This window comes from Paenibacillus sp. P46E, assembly GCF_001909095.1.
In the GTDB taxonomy this organism is placed as follows: Bacteria; Bacillota; Bacilli; order Paenibacillales; family Paenibacillaceae; genus Paenibacillus_AQ; species Paenibacillus_AQ helianthi.
Genome location: NZ_LVYZ01000014.1, coordinates 138,058 through 154,650, shown reverse-complemented (window position 1 = coordinate 154,650; position 16,593 = coordinate 138,058). Strand labels below are relative to the sequence as shown.

The window sequence follows — 16,593 nt, the reverse complement described above, 5'->3', positions numbered from 1 at the left end:
AGGAGACCTTATGTTATGCCTACCATAAAAGACGTAGCCCTCAAAGCGGGCGTATCGGCGACAACCGTGTCCCGGGTGCTGAACAGCAGAGGCTACTTAAGCGACGCACTGAAGAAAAAGGTCTATGCCGCGATGGAGGAACTAAACTACAGACCCAATGAACTGGCCCGTTCGCTGAGCCGCTCCAGGTCCAATATTATCGGACTGATTATTCCCCATGTCTCACTGCCGTTCTTCGGTGAATTGACGAGCCGGATTGAGGAGCATGCCTACCGGAACGGGTATAAGCTGCTGCTCTGCAACTCCCAACAAGACAAAATCAAAGAGCTTGAGTATATCGATATGCTGCGCGCAAGCCGGGTCGACGGCATCATTATGGGCAGTCATACGCTGGAGGTGGAAGCCTACCGGCAAATGAATCTGCCCCTGGTCACCTTTGACCGGCAGATTTCACCGGATATCCCTTATGTCTGTTCAGACAACTATGCCGGAGGACAGATGGCTACCAGATTATTAATAGAAAGGGGCTGCCGGAAGCTCGCCCATATTGGCGGCCATCCTCAGCTGAACCTCTTATCCCACCTCCGGTATGAGGCTTTTGCCGATACAGCCCGGGAGCATGGCGTATGGCAAACTTCACTGCATACGGACAATAACAGCTTCGATATGCAGGCTTATGAAAGGCTGCTGGAGCAACTCTTCCGGGAGCATCCCGGGATTGACGGTATCTTTGCCGGCAGCGACCTCATCGCTGCCTACGCACTGAAAGCCTGCCGGGAGAGCGGCCGCAGTGTACCTGAAGATGTGCGGATTATCGGCTATGACGGGATCGCTCTGCGCAGCCTCTTCCATCCCGCTATCTCATCCATCCGCCAGCCGATGGATGAGATGGCCCGGCTGGCGGTAGAACTGATCGTGAAGCAGGTCGAAGGTGCCTCCGTTGCTGCCGAGAATATTTTACCGGTAGAACTCGCGGAGGGGGCCACGACATGAAGCTTAGGCGTGAGCGAACCGCATGACGAAAGCAGTGGATCGCGAACAGCTGACGTAAGGGGAGTGTAGTTGTACGAAATACAACCACCTCTTCTACATCTAGCCATGATGTGAACCGGGATCGGCCTATTTTGCCGGAATTTCAAGATTTAAATTCAGATTGAAAGGCAGTGAGAAGAAATGATTCAGAACACGATAATAGTACTGCAGTCACTCTTGAAGGAGGTACCCGCCGCATTCTCCTCCTATTCTCCTGAAGAAGCCACCGCCCTGCGCCCAGGGGGCAAATGGTCTAAGCTGCAGCTGCTCGGACATTTGTGCGATTCGGCTACCAATAATCTCGCACGCTTCATTAAAATACAATACGAACCGCAACCGCTGCGCCTAGCCTTGTATGATCAGGATGAATGGATGTCCGCCCAGCAGCACGGCAGTTCTGCTCCAGGGGAGGTATCTGCCCTATGGACCAGCCTCAATCAGGCCATTCTGCGGGTGATTACAAGACTTACCCCGGACCAGCTCCAGCTTGTTTTCCTGATGGAGAACGGCGAAACCGTCACCCTGCAATGGTTAATCGAGGATTATCTGGATCACATGAAGCATCACTTGGAGCAAATCTTCCCGGATCAGCATCTGCTGTAACCGGCGGGATCGAATACATATTCGGAACAGTGCCTCCATTCCGGAACGTAGTTCTAAATGCGAATACCCCGTTTCTCCTCGCCATGGAGGGTAAACGGGGTATTTCTATTTATAGCTGGATCAGCTCTATAAGCATCTCTACACTCAGACCCGAGGGCCCGGGTACCAGCAGATCAGCCACGCCAAGCTGAGCTGCGCTACCGATGCCCACTGCCTTCATGCCGGCAGCCTTGATCGCGGCAACGCCCGCTGCCGCATCCTCCACGCCGATGCAATGGCCCGGCGTGACCCCAAGCAGCTCCGCCGCCTGCAGGAAGATCTCCGGATCGGGCTTGCCCTTCCGCAGACCAGCCGGGTCGGCAATCGCCTGGAACCAGCGGGCTGCGCCGAGGCGCTCCAGAATCTGCGGAGCATTCAGGCTTGCCGAGGCCAGCCCCAAGAGGATTCCCCGCTCCCGCAGGGAATCTAACAGTTCCGGAATCCCCGGCAGCAGATCCTCCGGGGTGATCCGCCCGATCATTTCCCTGTAATGATCGTTCTTCTGCTCCGCCAGCCGTTGCTTCTCGGCTTCCGTGAAGGCGAGGCCGCTGTCCTCCAGGACGATGTCCAGCGACTCCATGCGGCTCACGCCTTTCAGCCGTTCATTCTTCTCCCGGCTGAAGGGCACACCCAGGCCATCGGCCAGCGCCTGCCAGGCCAGATAATGATATTCGGCCGTGTCGGTAATCACACCGTCCAGATCGAAGATCACCGCTTCCAGCCGTCTCGCAAGCGACACGGTCACCGGCTCCCGCGGAGACAGCTGCAGCGTCTGCTCCAGGTGCCGGATCGCGAGGCCTTCCCCCTCAAGCAGCGTATAAACTGCCGTCTCACGGTCTACATACACATCCAGCAGCTGGCCCCTGGACGTGATTTTGAAGCGGTAGCTCTGCCACTGCTCCGGCAGCGCAGGATGGAAGCACAGCACGCCGTCATACTGGCGCATTCCGCCGAAGCCGTTCACGATCGACATCCACGAGCCTGCCATTGCCGCCATGTGCAGCCCGTCTTTTGCGTTGCGGTTGATATCATCCAGGTCCATCCGCACCGTCCGGTCAAAGTAGGCATAGGCTCCTGCCAAATCACCGATTTCAGCGGAGACGATGCTGTGAATACACGGCGACAGGGAAGAATCATGGGTCGTCAGCGGCTCATAGTATTGATAATTGCGGATTTTGTCGGCCAAGCTGAACTGATCACCAAGCAGGAACAATGCCATAACGAGATCGGCCTGCTTCAGCACCTGGTGGCGGTAGATCACGAGCGGGTGATAGTTCAGCAGCAGCGGATACTTATCCGCCGGGGTCCGCTCGAAATCCCATTTCCGTTTGCTAAGAAACGTATCATCCTGCGCATAGATGCCTAGCCCCCTGTCAAAAGGGATATACATCTTCTCCGCGGCTTCCAGCCAGCCCTCTGCCTCCTGTGTGCTCAGTCCTATACTTCGTTCCAGCCGTTCATAATCTCCGGGATATTCCCGGCGCAGCAGATCAGCCGTCTCAAAGGCATACAGAAACTGATCCCGTACCATCAGGTTCGTATAGGCGTTATTGTTCACAATGGCCGTATATTCATCGGGACCGGTTACGGCATCAATACAGAAGGCTCCGCCGCGTGCCGGATTGTAATGGCCCAGATCCGCCCAGAAGCGCGACGTTTCAAACAGAACCTCCGCACCCTTGGCGGCGAGAAACTCTACATCGCCTGTCGCCTGCACATACTGCTTGATGCCGTAAGCAATATCCGCATTGATATGTGCCTGGGCCGTGCCTGCCGGAAAATACGCCGAGTTCTCCGCGCCGTCAATTGTCCGCCAGGGAAAGAGAGCCCCTGTCTGCGACATTACTGCCGCCCGCTCCCGCGCTTTACCTAGCGTGGCATAGCGGAACTCCAATAGTGCACGGCTCACTTCGGGCTGTGTGTACGTGAAGAACGGCAGCATGTACATTTCGGTATCCCAGAAATAATGGCCCTCATAACCTTCACCAGTGAGGCCTTTGGCTCCGATATTCGTTACACCGTCACGGCCTACAGACTGCAGCAATTGAAAGGCATTGAAGCGGATCCCCTGCTGCAGTGCCGGGTCGCCGGTAATCTCTACATCCGTGTGACTCCAAAAGACATCCAGGTAGGCCTGCTGTTCAGCAGCAAGCCCGTCAAAACCGCAATCCGCTGCCATCTCCAGTACGGCCCTGCTCCGGCTATGCAGTTCCCCTTCGTTATAATCCTTGGAGGTATGATACGAAATATACTTGCTGAGCGAAACACTCTGTCCGCTGAGCACTTCAGCGGTATAACATACCGAGATCCGCGGCCCGGTCAGAGAGCGGCTTACCTCTTGGCCGGAGTCCGCCTGCAGCTTATGGCTCATCGCCGTCAGCAGTGCGAACTGCGTATGCCGGGTCCGCTGCTTCATCCACAGGAATTCTGCAGTCTCATCGTAACCCATGCCTTCCAGCAACAGGCTCGGTTCACCGCTGCCCGATCCGAGCCGGGGATCTCCGTTCGCTTCCTGCCGGACGATATTCCCGTCCATGGCGGAGCTGAACGTTAGCGTACCGTCGAAATTAAGCGCCGTTACGCTGTAGTGGGTGGCGGCGAGATGCTTATGCTTCAGGGACACCATCCGCCGGATCTGCAGCAGGACACGGTGGCCTGCAGGCGATTCCCACTCCACTTCACGGTGGAGGATGCCGCTTCGCATATCCAGCCTGCGCCCGTAGCGGTGTACCGTACCACTGTTCAGATGGAAGGCATGGCCTTCAATACTCAGCTCGATGATCCGGGCATCGGTCACATTCAGCATGGCCTGGTTCCGGTCAGGATACCCGTATGCCCCCTCGGGATACACAATGGGCTCGGAATCAAAGAATCCGTTCAAGTAGTTGCCGGCCACCGAGGTTCCCGCCAGGCCATGATAGCCTTCCTCAAAATTGCCGCGCATACCGATATATCCGTTACCCAGCGCGAACACGCTCTCGCTTCTCTGGTTGTGCTCATCCTCGTAGGCATCCTCACCAAGGCTCCAATCCCGGTAGGGATACAGTGCCGCCGGATGCTCATAGGGCTTCATCTTCATCTTGAACATCTCCTCCTGATCGCGAGACTCTTATGAATCCTCCAGCTCTTCATCATCCTTTCACTGAACCGCCCATCAGGCCGCGGACGAAGTACTTTTGCAGCAGGAAAAAAATCGCCAGCGGCATCAGCATCGAAATAAACGCCGCCGAGGTCAGCAGATGCCAGTCGTTGCCGCGCGAGCCGACCAGATCGGCGATCTTCATCGACATAACCTGAACCGAAGGCTGGTTGCCGATAAAGATCAGCGAGACCAGATAATCATTCCATACCCACAGGAATTGGAAGATACCAATGGAAGCCAGGGCAGGAACGGACAGCGGCAGAATCAGTCTGCTGAAGATGGTGAAATGGCTCGCGCCATCAATAAAGGCCGACTCAAACAAATCCTTAGGCAGCTGGCTGATGAAGTTATACATGAAATAGGTGACCAGCGGCAGACCGAAGGCGGTATGCGCCAGCCAGATTCCCAGATAGCTTCCGTTCAGACCCAGTGCGGTATAATCCTTAAGCACAGGAATCAGTGCGACCTGAATCGGAATCACGAGCATGGCAATAATGATCACGAACAGTGTTTTGCGGCCCGGGAACCGCAGCCAAGCGAAGGCATATGCGGCAAAAGAGGCGATCAGCACCGGAATAACCGTAGCCGGAACCGCAATCGTCAGTGTGTTCCAGAAGGCCTGCGACAGCCCCGTTCCTTTTTGTACCGTTTCACTGCCGTCGGCCTCCTTGAGTTTGTACTCTTTGCCGGACAGCACATTATTGTAATTATCCAGTGTGAAATCAGGTTTGGTCTCCCAGCCCTGCTCCTGCATATTGACCGTGCGCGCTCTGCGGTTCTCCCACATCAGACGGCTGTCGTCCACCTCCACGCCTGCCTTCAACTGGTCGTCTGTATAGGTTTTGCCTTTCACCTCAATCGGCTGGCGCAGATCGACATCCTTAGACAGCTGCAGCGTTTCGCCTGCCTTCCACTCCTGATGGGGGAACACTTTCCACCAGCCGGTCTGCAGAATATCCGCTGCCGGACGGAACGAGGAAATAAACAGGCCCAGCGTGGGAAGCAGCCAGATGAAGCAAATGACACCCAGTGCCAAATTGACGATGGTTTTGCCGCCTTTTCTTTTCTTTTTGCCGACCATTTAGAATCCCCCCTGCTTGCGGAACTGTCGAAGATTAATAATAATAACCGGCAAGACCGCGATCAGGAGAACAATAGCCAGCGTCGAGCCGTACCCGAAATTACGGTACATAAAGAACTGCCGGTAGAACTGTGTCGCTACCACTTCCGTATCGTATTGACCTCCTGTCATCACCATGACGACGTCAAATATTTTCAATGTAAAGACGATGATGGTGGTGGTAACGGTCAGGATTGTCGCAGAAATGATCGGAATCATAATCCCAAAGAAAATCTTCACCTCACCCGCCCCATCCACGCGCGCAGCCTCCAGAATATCGTCAGGGACTCCTTTGATCGCAGCAGAGAAAATCACCATCGCAAACCCGGTCTGCATCCAGATCAGAATGACAATGAGAAAAAAGTTATTCCAGGGCTGCAGCATACTCGTCCAGGCTTGCGGCTCGCCGCCGAAATAGGTCACAACCGCATTCAGCAGTCCGATTTGCTCATCACCCGGCTGATAGTAATAGACGAATTTCCAGATTACGCCTGCGGCTACAAAAGATATGGCCATTGGCATGAAGATGATCGACTTGGCGATTTTCTCGTAGCTGCTGCGGTCGGCAAGGATGGCGATGAGCAGCCCGAAGCAGACACAAGCCAGCGTCCCCACGAACACCCAGAGCAGATTATTACGCAGTGCAGTCGCCATGAGATGGTCGCTGAATATCGCAGCGTAGTTGCTGAGTCCGACAAATTTCTCCGAGGAAGCATTAAAGAAGCTCAAGTACAACGTACGCAGTGCAGGCAATACCAGCAGCCAGCCCAGGATGATTACAGCCGGCCCGATAAAAATATACGGCAGCACTTTCCTGCGGATATAGTCAGGGTACTGCTCCACCGCCCAGGTCAGCGTATAGTAAATGAGATACACCCCCAGCACGCCCCACAGTACAGCAAGAACCGCCGTGAGTAGCGGATTCAGCGTGGAATCCCGGAAAAACATAAAAATCAGACCATTGATAACGATGTTGGAGAGTAGTACAACAAGGGACAGGAGCACCGCCCTGAGGCTGATCTTCTGCTTCGCCCCGGCACCCGCAACACTGGATTCCGGCTTTATTTGTGCATCCATATTAGCTCCTCCTATAAGTTTTGCTGGAGCAAAACTTCCCCGTAAGCATAGGCTCTGGTTTTGCCGAGCAAAACTGTCTTCGCAAGCCTTGTACATGGCCGATCTGTTCGTTCAGAATATGTTAACAGAGAAAAAGCGGGACAGGCCATACTCGCTGCACACTGCCCCGCTTTTAGATGATTATATGACTTTATAAGTTCCGCTTAGTTTTTCCAGCCAGACTGAATCTGCTCCAGAGCTTTATCCAGTGTTGCCGTTCCGCTCACATAGTCGGTCATACCTTTCCAGAACGTACCCGCACCCACTTTACCCGGCATCAGGTCAGAACCGTCGAATCGGAGCGTGGATGCATCCTGCACCAGCTTCGCCATACGGCGGTCGGATTCAGAGGTGTACCAGTCCAGAGAAGCATCATTCATTGGAGCGATTACACCACCGGACTGCACCCAGCTCTTGATGGATTCACCGGTGGTGAAGAATTCCATTACTGCACGGACTTCCGGACGGTCATTGAACATGGCATAGATATCACCTGCTACCAGTACCGGCTTGCCGTATTGCGGATCAATCGGCGGCAGGTAGAACCAGTCGTAATCCTGATCCACCTTAGCGGTTTCCGGGAAGAAACTTGTGATAAAGTTGCCCATCAGGTTGAACCAGGCCTTTGGAGGATTCTCAAACATCGGTTTAGGTGCATCCCCGAAGGCTGTAGTTACGATCGATTTGGTTCCGCCATAGACATAATCCTTGTTGAGCCAGATCTTGGACATGACTTCAACAGCGTTCTTAACTTCCGGGGAAGTGAATGGCAGCTCGCCTTTTACCCATTTGTCATAGTTCTCCGGCGTAGTTGTCCGCAGCATGATATTCTCTACCCAGTCTGTTGCCGCCCAGCCTGTTGCCGCACCACTCTCGATACCGATGGTCCAGGCCGGATCGCCATCCTTGGCGATTTGTTCGGTCAGTGCCATCATCTCATCCCAGGTTTCAGGAACTTTATATCCGGCTTCGTCGAATTGTTTTTTTGGATACCACACCAGGCTCTTTACATTACTGCGGTTCCAGATCCCGGCCATAATCTTGCCGTCTTTGCCATCCATAGTCGACATATCGAGCCAGCTTTTATTGTAGTTGGCCTTCAGTTTCTCCTGGTCCAGCACTCCTGTCAGGTCAACCACCTTGCCGGTTTTGGCAATGGAGGCCAGCAGGCCAGGCTGCGGGAAGTCAGCGATATCCGGCGCATTTCCGCCGTCGACGCGGATATTGATCGTTGCTTCGAATTCCTTGGAGCCTTCATATTGAATGTCGATCCCGGTCTTGTCTTCAAATTCCTTGATGCTTTTCTCGAATTTCACCTGGTCAGCATCTACGAAGGGCCCGAACATCGTGACTTTGGTTCCTTTATAATCACCTTTCATAGCCATATCCAGTGGTGAGCCCGCAGCAGCGGCCTCTGTTGGATCAGGTGATGCCTGATTGTTAGATGCAGCCGGTGCCTCTGTTGCCGCTGGCGGATCAGTCTTGGCCGCATTATTTGTGTTATTATTCCCGCCGCAACCGCTGAGCAGCATGGTGAAGGATAAGCATAGCACCATGGCGAGTGACAGTTTTCGTCCCGTAGCCTTTTTCATTTCGTCATACATCCCCTTTAATTGTGGTTTGTGAGACTGCATTTCTTGTGCTTACGTTCGGTTGTTGCTCGCTTGCCTGCGGGATCACCTCCTTGCAAGAAGTAGTGGAGCATAAGGCTGTCTTCCGTTGTATGCGTTTCCAAATGATGTATTAAGGACCGTTACCCTTCATCCCACTTTCATGAAAAGCTTTTCAAGATAAGTAAGGCTCATCGTTCCCGTGAGGATTCCCTCACAATCAGCTTATGCTCCATTTTTTCTGTGATTACTTCCACCTTGCCGGTGGTCAGCAGCTCATGCAGCTTCTCGGCGGCTCTATAGCCCAGTTGATACATCGGCTGTGCAATCGTCGTCAGCTTGGGAATGAACATCCCCGCCATCCGCAGATTATCGAACCCGATAACGGATACCTGGCCCGGCACCAGCACATTACGGTCTTTCAAATAAGAGATTGCCCCCATCGCGAACTCATCAGCGACACAGAATAAGCCTGTCACCTCTGGATAATCCGTAAACAGCTCATGCGCAGCTTGATAGGCATGCTCAAAACGGTGATTGGCATATCTGACTTTCTCCACATTGTACTCGAGTCCGGCTTCCGACAATGCCCTTACAAAACCGGCATATCTCGGCGGACCCGATACAGAATTCACATGATCGAACCCGATCATGCCGATTTCGGTGTGACCCAGCTCAATCAGAAATCTGACCGCGTCGTAGGCTGCCTTTTCATCATCAATCTCCACTGTAGGCACATCGAATACTTCCGAGTGGGATGAGACCAGCACAAAGGGAATTCTGCAGCCGGTCAGCTTCTCATAACATTCCGGGTAGAGGACATCACTGGCGTACACAATCCCATCTACCTGCTTCTCATGAAAAGTATCAATGTAGCTCAGCATCCGGTCCTTATCACGGTCGGTATTGCAGATCATCAGACTGTAACCCAGCTTAATGCAGGCATCCTGCATTCCCCGGATCACTCCGGCAAAATAAAGGTTCTCAATATCAGGGATAAGTAAGCCCAGCATATAAGACTTCTTGTAGATCAATCCCCGGGCGAAGGCATTGGGCTGATACTTCAGCTTCTCTATGGCTTCAATTACACGGCTGCGTTTACTCTCAACTACGGTATTCGGTGCATTCATCACGCGGGATACAGTACTGATCGACACCTCCGCCATTTTGGCAACATCTCTGATGGTTGGCTTCATTAGCGTAACTTCCTTTTTAAAATATAAGAATTTATCTGTTTCACAATAAATTATCCTTATATTTCTCGTTGAAACGGATACCGTTCTTCACAGGACGGCAAGCCGTTTCTAATTAGAAAAGCTTTTCAAAGCGATTATAACAGGAGTTTCCATAATTGACAACAGTTTTTTAAGCGCTTTCATATTGCCGTTGGGCAATAAAAATTCATTTAGCCTCATGGCGGCCTTGGAAAAAAAGGGGGGGGATTCGCAGCAAACTTCCGGACACCAGCTTACTTAAAGTGTGTAAATAATTTATTTTCATGTTATAATTGCCGGGTAGATCATTTCCATGCTGCAAATACTGGTTATTAATAGAAGCATCCATTTGGGAGGGATATTCGTGAAAAAACTGCAGGACATTCCGTTTTCCGTGCTGGATCTGGCTCCAATTGTGGAGGGTGGAACGGCGGCGGATTCTTTTCATAACACGCTTGATCTGGCCCGTCATGCCGAAGGCTGGGGGTATCACCGCTATTGGCTCGCAGAGCATCATAACATGCCTGGCATTGCCAGCTCTGCTACCTCCCTTGTCATCGGCCATGTTGCCGCAGGCACCAAGAGTATTCGGGTAGGGTCGGGAGGCATTATGCTCAGTAACCATGCGCCGCTCATGATTGCCGAGCAATTCGGAACACTTGAATCGCTGTATCCCGGCCGGATCGACCTGGGACTGGGCAGAGCTCCCGGTTCAGATCAGGCTGCTGCCCGGGCCATGCGCCGCAGCCTTGGCAGTGACGGCAGTGAATTCCCAGAGCAGCTCAGTGAGCTCAGAGCCTACTTTAATCCGGACGGAGCCGGCTCACGGCCGCTTGGTGTCCGCGCAGTTCCAGGTGAAGGCCTGAATGTGCCGATCTGGCTGCTAGGCTCCAGCGGCTTCAGTGCCCAGCTCGCAGGCCAGCTTGGTCTGCCATTTGCTTTTGCCAGCCACTTCGCACCCGATTATCTGCTGCCGGCCCTTCATCTGTACCGTACCAGCTTCAAGCCGTCAGAGACGCTGGATAAGCCGCATGTCATGGTGGGGCTTGGAATTACGGCGGCCGCAACCACAGAGCAGGCTCGTTGGCTTGCGACTTCGCAGCAGCAGCAATTTCTCAATATTATCCGCGGCCGGACCGGCAAGCTCCAGCCTCCAGTAGACAGCATGGAGGGACTGTGGTCTCCTCAGGAAAAGGCTATGCTGCTCAGCAAGCAGCTCTACTCCATCGCAGGAGATCAAGCCTCGGTCAAGGAACGGCTGCTGCAAATCGTAGAAGAAACACAGGCCGATGAATTCATCGTGGCCTCACAGATTTATGACCACTCTGCACGCTTGCATTCCTATGAGCTTGTAGCCGAACTGGTGAAGGAAAGCTAAGCTATCTGAAGCCGGGTTTAGATAATCATATTCAGGATCAAAAAGAGAAGGCAGCGTATTGTTGCTTTCTCTTTTTTGACGTATTGGAAGCACACACCCACTGATGTTGAATGGACTACCACAAACGTTCTTTATAAAATACACACCTATTCTTAAATCCCGAGAAATAAACAGAAATCAGAAGCTATACTTAAATAACTACCTATTTATTCTTGTATTTGATCATTTAAGACCAATATACATACTAATTCCCATTTTTACTTATCTGGATTTTTGATTATACTGATATTATTCGTTATAACGAACATACATAATCCCCTTACAACCTTAACCCCTTCATATCACCCTAAATATCTAGTGGTTCTTCATAAAACCACTATTTTCGACAAGGTATGCGCAAATAACTGAGAGTAAGCGGAGTTTATGCCGAATGTCTGCGGGTAAGCAAGGCAGAGCTTCCAGAAAGAAAGGAGCAGGCAAGTGAAGAGAAGATACCACACGGCAATTATTGGCGTCTATATTCTGATCGTTCTGGCGGGAGTCGTCTGGCATGCCGGAGGCGCAAGTGCAGAGGACACGATAAAGCTTACGGTGAATTCGCACACAACCAGTATGGCGAAGATGAACAATATGCAGCCGGGGGATGTTACCTCCTCTGACTATACCGTGATTAATGAAGGGAATGAGCCTTTCAATTACTATGTAGACTTCAAATTCATATCCGGGGACCAGGAATTGTACAATATCCTGCAAATGACCCTGCAAAAAGAGGGAGTAATCCTCTACTCCGGGGTGATGAGCGAGGCGGAGGGGCGGGTGGCAGTAGGAACACTGTCCGGGGGAGCCCAGGAGGCCATTCAAATGGATGTAACTTTTCCGTATGAGGCCGGTAATGAATATCAGGCGAAAACAACCAGTGTAGCCTTTGTATTCTCTGCTACCGGTGAACCAGGTCCGACGGCTACTCCTAGCGCCACGCCTTCGGCTTCTGCTACCCCGAATCCGTCGGCTACGCCTAGTGCCACACCTTCGGCTTCTGCTACTCCGAATCCGTCGGCTACTCCTAGCGCCACGCCTTCGGCTTCTGCTACTCCGAATCCGTCGGCTGCTCCTAGTGCTACACCTTCGGCTTCTGCTACTCCGAATCCGACAGACGGCCCGACCGCTGCGCCAACCGCCAGCTCGGTGCCGGGAACAATCGTTACACCTGCTGCTTCACCTGCAGCAACAGCTTCACCGGGTTTAAACGAAGCTACGGTCACCGACCCGCCGGTTCCACTGGGCGGCAATAACAGCAGCGGCGGAAGTCCACCCTCGGCTTCACCGGGAACCGGCAATACAGGAACCGGCAATGAAGCAACATCATCACCGGATCCTGGAGTGACACTAGGGGATGATGAGCTTCCGCTAGGGGGGCCAGACGGCGGTGAGAAGCTGCCGGACACAGCAGAACCCTGGTATAACCTGATTCTGATCAGCTTTGCGGTAGCAATTGTGAGTATAATTATCTTACGCAGACTAAGCTCGAAGAAGTAAACCCATTTCAACACAGGTTGGAGGCGAGAGTATGAAGAAGCATTCGGGGCTGGCCATTGCCGTGAAGCTGATCTTCGTACTCTCTTTGTGTATCATGCTCTATTCGGCCTTCCAAATCTTCCGGGCACCCGCCGAGGCTCGCCAGGCACTGCAGGAATGGGAGAAAAAGAGGGAGGAAGCTTCCATTATATCCCATTCCTATAATGAAACACCCCTGCCTGACGGCATGATCAGTACATCGGAAACAAAAAGCACCTCAAAACCCATCTACAAGAAGGGCGAAATTATCGGAGAGATCTATCTGCCCAAACTGGGTAAACGGATTGCCCTCCTGGAAGGCACGAAGCGGCCGCAGCTTAAAAAAGGGGCTGGGCATGATATAGGGAGCGCCCCGCCTGGTACATTGGGCAACAGTGTGGTGGCCGGCCACCGTGACACGGTGTTCCGGGGGCTTGGCACTTTGAAGAAGGGTGATCTTATTGAGATTGAAACTATGGATGGAACATTCATTTATAGCATTACCGGCAGTACGATTGTAGACGGTGACGCAAGAGGTGTAATCAAGCAGCAGAACAGCGAAGCAGTGCTTACCCTGATAACCTGCTATCCGTTTACCTATATCGGCCCGGCACCAGACCGCTATCTGCTCTCAGCCTCTCTGATCCGCAAAGAGCCGGTTTCCCAATCTGGAGACAAGGGATGAGACATTGTATGGAAAGTGATACTATAGATATACGATGAGATAGAGGAGATGACCTGTTAATGAAAGAAAAGCTGATCGAACGGTTTGTTTCGTATGCCCAAATGGATACCCAATCGAATGATGACAATGAAGCCTGTCCTTCCACACCGGGGCAGATGGACCTGGCCCACAAGCTGGTAGCAGAGCTTCAGGAACTGGGTCTTGTGGAGGTTACAGTGGACGAGCATGCCTATGTCATGGCTACCCTGCCTGCCAACACACAAAAACAAGTGCCCACGATCGGTTTCCTGGCACATCTGGATACTGCGACTGATTTCACCGGAGCGGGTGTGAAGCCGCAGATTATCGAGAACTACGATGGTAAGGATATTGTCCTGAATGAAGCACTGGGCGTTGTGCTCTCCACGCAGAGCTTCCCGGAGCTGCCTGAATACAAAGGCCACACGCTGATCACAACTGATGGTACCACTCTGCTGGGGGCAGATAATAAAGCGGGAATCGCTGAGATTATGACTGCCATGGCTTATCTGCTGGAGCATCCGGAAATCAAGCACGGGAAGATTAGAGTCGCTTTTACACCTGATGAGGAAATTGGACGCGGGCCGCATAAATTCGATGTTGCGCGCTTTGGGGCTTCCCATGCCTATACGGTGGACGGCGGACCGCTCGGGGAATTGGAATACGAGAGCTTCAACGCTGCCGGTGTCAAAATCAGCTTCCACGGTGTAAACGTGCATCCCGGAACTGCCAAAGGCAAGATGATTCATTCATCCAAAATCGCCATGGCGTTCCACCTCCGGCTGCCATCCGGCGAAGCGCCGGAGTTCACTGAGGGCTATGAAGGCTTTTACCATTTGATCTCCATGTCGGGTACAGCAGAACACAGCAAGCTGCAGTATATCATCCGTGACTTTAACCGTGAATCCTTCGAGAACCGCAAGGCGCATATCACAGCAATTGTTGAGGAATTCCAGTCCACCTACGGAGCAGAGAATGTAGTTCTGGAAATGAAGGATCAATATTATAATATGCGCGAAAAAATCGAGCCGGTGCGGCATATTGTCGATATCGCCCAGGAAGCCATGGAGAACCTTGGTATTACCCCAGTGATCCGCCCGATCCGCGGTGGCACCGACGGTTCGCAGCTGTCGTATATGGGGCTGCCAACACCGAATATTTTCACGGGCGGCGAGAATTTCCACGGAAAATTCGAGTATGCCTCCGTGGATGTAATGCTAAAGGCCGTGCAGGTCATTGTCGAGATCGCCAAGCTGACTGAGCAGAAAGCCTAACGGCTTAGGTGCAGTGGGTACACACCCCCTTATATGTAACAATATCCCCGGCAGGAGCATTAGCTCCCAGCCGGGGATATTTGTGTTCGCTCTATCTGCGGTTCTGCAGCCGGAGAAGCAGGGGCTGGCAGTTCAGGCAGCCCGGGGTATTCCCTGCAGAGTTCATGGCGGTATGTTTCACCCCAGCTTTTGATATTCAGAAGGGCTGTCTCCAGGCCTCGGCCACAATCCGTCAAGGAGTATTCCACCTTCCGCGGGGCCTGCGGATATACCTTGCGGTGAACGAGTCCAGCACGCTCCATGTCTCTGAGCTGAAGGGTCAGCATCCGCTGGGTAATGTCCGGGCAGAGCCTGCGGATTTCGTTGAACCGCTTGGTTCCGCTGATTAGATGATAGATTAGAATCCCCTTCCATTTGCCGCTGATCAGTTCGAGCGTGCTCTGAAGAGATTCCGGGTATTCATTTGAAGTAGGTGCTCCGCTGCTCCGCTGTACATTCATTAGGTGTGATCCCCTTTGCCCAAATTATGTATATCGCCAATAACTATGATTGTATCACATATCCCTTGGAATCAACGCAAATAACCTCTCACTGCTCTAATGAAACAGCAGTGAGAGGTTATGGACAGTTCATTTCATGAAGCCGGCGTCCTTCTTAAGACTTCGTAGGAATCCAGCCGGGGGTATGGATCAGAGCACCCCACAGCGGATCGGGGATGACAAGAGTGCTCTGTGCAGCAGGATCCAGCTCCGTACGGATCTCATCGGCACGGCCTTCAGCAACCTTCTGCACCCAGTCCGGTTCAATCAGCAGCGGACGGCCCAGCGCCACCAGACGGATTCCGCTGGTCAGGCCCTTCAGCGCATCATCCGCACTGTAGAGCGAACCGACGCCAATCACCGGCAGTCCGCTGCCCGCACGGTCAACGATCTGTTCAATCCGCGGGCGGCTATCTTCGGTTCCGCGCCGCGGCAGCGACCAGAGTTCCTGCAGCGAGGCATGGAGATAATCCAGCCCTTCTTCCTTCAGCGCATCGATCAGTACGAAGGATTCGGCCATTGTAATTCCAGGCGTCTCCGGTTCCTCAGGAGAAAAGCGGTAGCCGACAAGAAACGGCGATGATGCATGTTCTTTCACAGCACTTTTTACTGCGCGCAGAACGGCCAGCGGGAAGGCCAGGCGTTTCTGCACATCTCCGCCCCAGCGGTCTTCACGCGTGTTGGAATGCGGAGAGAAAAACTGCTGCAGCAGATAGCCATTTGCTCCATGGATCTCCACGCCGTCGAATCCGGCTTCAATCGCCCGGCGGGTAGCCGCACCAAAGTCAGCGATGATCCCTTCAATTTCTTCATCGGTCAGCGCACGGGGAACAGGTCCATGTCCGCCGCCGGGAAGCTCTGACGGCACATTGCTTGCACTGACGGGCTGTCCGTCAGGCAGCTGCGCTGGCGGGCATTGGCGTCCGCCGTGGAAAATCTGCAAAACCGCCTTAGCGCCCTCCCCCTTAATAGCTTCCGCCAACTGGCGCAGGCTAGGGATCAGCTCATCACGGTCAGCGCCGAATTCGCCTGCGAATCCCTTGCCTCCACGCGATACGTATACACAGGCGGTAATTACCATTCCTGCTCCTTTGGACCGGCGGATGTAATAATCAAGCTCGGGTCCGGATACCGTCCCGTCCTCATTCGAGGAAAAGTTGGTCATCGGTGCCATTACTACGCGGTTTTTCAACGAAATGCCGTTTGTGAACTGAAATGATTCAAGCAACGGACTGTAGTCTGTTTTTAACATCTTCTGTAATCCCTCCA

General features: G+C 53.0%; 13 protein-coding genes. 6 read left to right on the top strand and 7 right to left on the bottom strand.

Translation table 11 applies throughout. From position 1 onward, the window contains the following. Positions 1-15 precede the first annotated feature (15 nt). Both A3849_RS04245 and A3849_RS04240 read left to right on the top strand, forming a co-directional pair. Positions 16-993 (top strand): LacI family DNA-binding transcriptional regulator, encoded by a 978-nt coding sequence (locus A3849_RS04245; RefSeq protein ID WP_074110311.1) that lies wholly within the window; start codon positions 16-18, stop codon positions 991-993. A gap of 180 nt (positions 994-1,173) precedes the next feature. Then, a complete protein-coding gene (locus A3849_RS04240) occupies positions 1,174-1,635 on the top strand; it encodes a DinB family protein (RefSeq protein WP_074110310.1) in 462 nt (153 codons plus the stop codon). A gap of 109 nt (positions 1,636-1,744) precedes the next feature. Here the strand turns inward: A3849_RS04240 and pgmB are convergent, their stop codons facing one another. The 5 genes from pgmB to A3849_RS04215 all read right to left on the bottom strand — a co-directional run bounded on the left by pgmB (position 1,745) and on the right by A3849_RS04215 (position 9,858). Next, positions 1,745-4,753: a beta-phosphoglucomutase gene (gene pgmB / locus A3849_RS04235; RefSeq protein WP_256700644.1), complete on the bottom strand. Its 3,009-nt coding sequence runs from the start codon at positions 4,751-4,753 to the stop codon at positions 1,745-1,747. A 52-nt stretch (positions 4,754-4,805) separates the two neighbouring features. Beyond that, a complete protein-coding gene (locus A3849_RS04230; RefSeq protein ID WP_074110309.1) occupies positions 4,806-5,897 on the bottom strand; it encodes a carbohydrate ABC transporter permease in 1,092 nt (363 codons plus the stop codon). After that, positions 5,898-7,013: a carbohydrate ABC transporter permease gene (locus tag A3849_RS04225; protein ID WP_074110308.1), complete on the bottom strand. Its 1,116-nt coding sequence runs from the start codon at positions 7,011-7,013 to the stop codon at positions 5,898-5,900. 203 nt (positions 7,014-7,216) lie between these two features. Further along, entirely contained in the window at positions 7,217-8,644 is a 1,428-nt protein-coding gene (locus A3849_RS04220; RefSeq protein WP_074110307.1) for an ABC transporter substrate-binding protein, read from the bottom strand. 209 nt (positions 8,645-8,853) lie between these two features. Beyond that, complete coding sequence (locus A3849_RS04215; protein WP_074110306.1) at positions 8,854-9,858, bottom strand: LacI family DNA-binding transcriptional regulator; 1,005 nt, start codon at positions 9,856-9,858, stop codon at positions 8,854-8,856. Between the two features lie 382 nt (positions 9,859-10,240). Between A3849_RS04215 and A3849_RS04210 the strand changes: the two genes are divergently transcribed. The 4 genes from A3849_RS04210 (at position 10,241) to pepT (ending at position 14,785) form a co-directional block, all read left to right on the top strand. Further along, positions 10,241-11,254 (top strand): LLM class flavin-dependent oxidoreductase, encoded by a 1,014-nt coding sequence (locus tag A3849_RS04210; RefSeq protein WP_256700643.1) that lies wholly within the window; start codon positions 10,241-10,243, stop codon positions 11,252-11,254. Positions 11,255-11,734: 480 nt separating this feature from the next. Next, complete coding sequence (locus tag A3849_RS04205) at positions 11,735-12,790, top strand: hypothetical protein (protein WP_074110304.1); 1,056 nt, start codon at positions 11,735-11,737, stop codon at positions 12,788-12,790. Positions 12,791-12,821: 31 nt separating this feature from the next. Then, positions 12,822-13,493, top strand: coding sequence for a sortase (locus A3849_RS04200; protein ID WP_074110303.1), 672 nt, complete (start codon positions 12,822-12,824; stop codon positions 13,491-13,493). A 59-nt stretch (positions 13,494-13,552) separates the two neighbouring features. Continuing rightward, positions 13,553-14,785, top strand: a complete 1,233-nt coding sequence (gene pepT / locus A3849_RS04195) for a peptidase T (RefSeq protein WP_074110302.1) — start codon at positions 13,553-13,555, stop codon at positions 14,783-14,785. A 59-nt stretch (positions 14,786-14,844) separates the two neighbouring features. Here the strand turns inward: pepT and A3849_RS04190 are convergent, their stop codons facing one another. Both A3849_RS04190 and A3849_RS04185 read right to left on the bottom strand, forming a co-directional pair. Continuing rightward, positions 14,845-15,285 carry a winged helix-turn-helix transcriptional regulator gene (locus A3849_RS04190; protein ID WP_074110301.1) on the bottom strand — a complete coding sequence of 147 codons (441 nt, stop codon included), beginning with the start codon at positions 15,283-15,285 and terminating at the stop codon, positions 14,845-14,847. A 154-nt stretch (positions 15,286-15,439) separates the two neighbouring features. Continuing rightward, positions 15,440-16,576 carry an NADH-dependent flavin oxidoreductase gene (locus A3849_RS04185; protein ID WP_074110300.1) on the bottom strand — a complete coding sequence of 379 codons (1,137 nt, stop codon included), beginning with the start codon at positions 16,574-16,576 and terminating at the stop codon, positions 15,440-15,442. Positions 16,577-16,593: the final 17 nt, after the last annotated feature.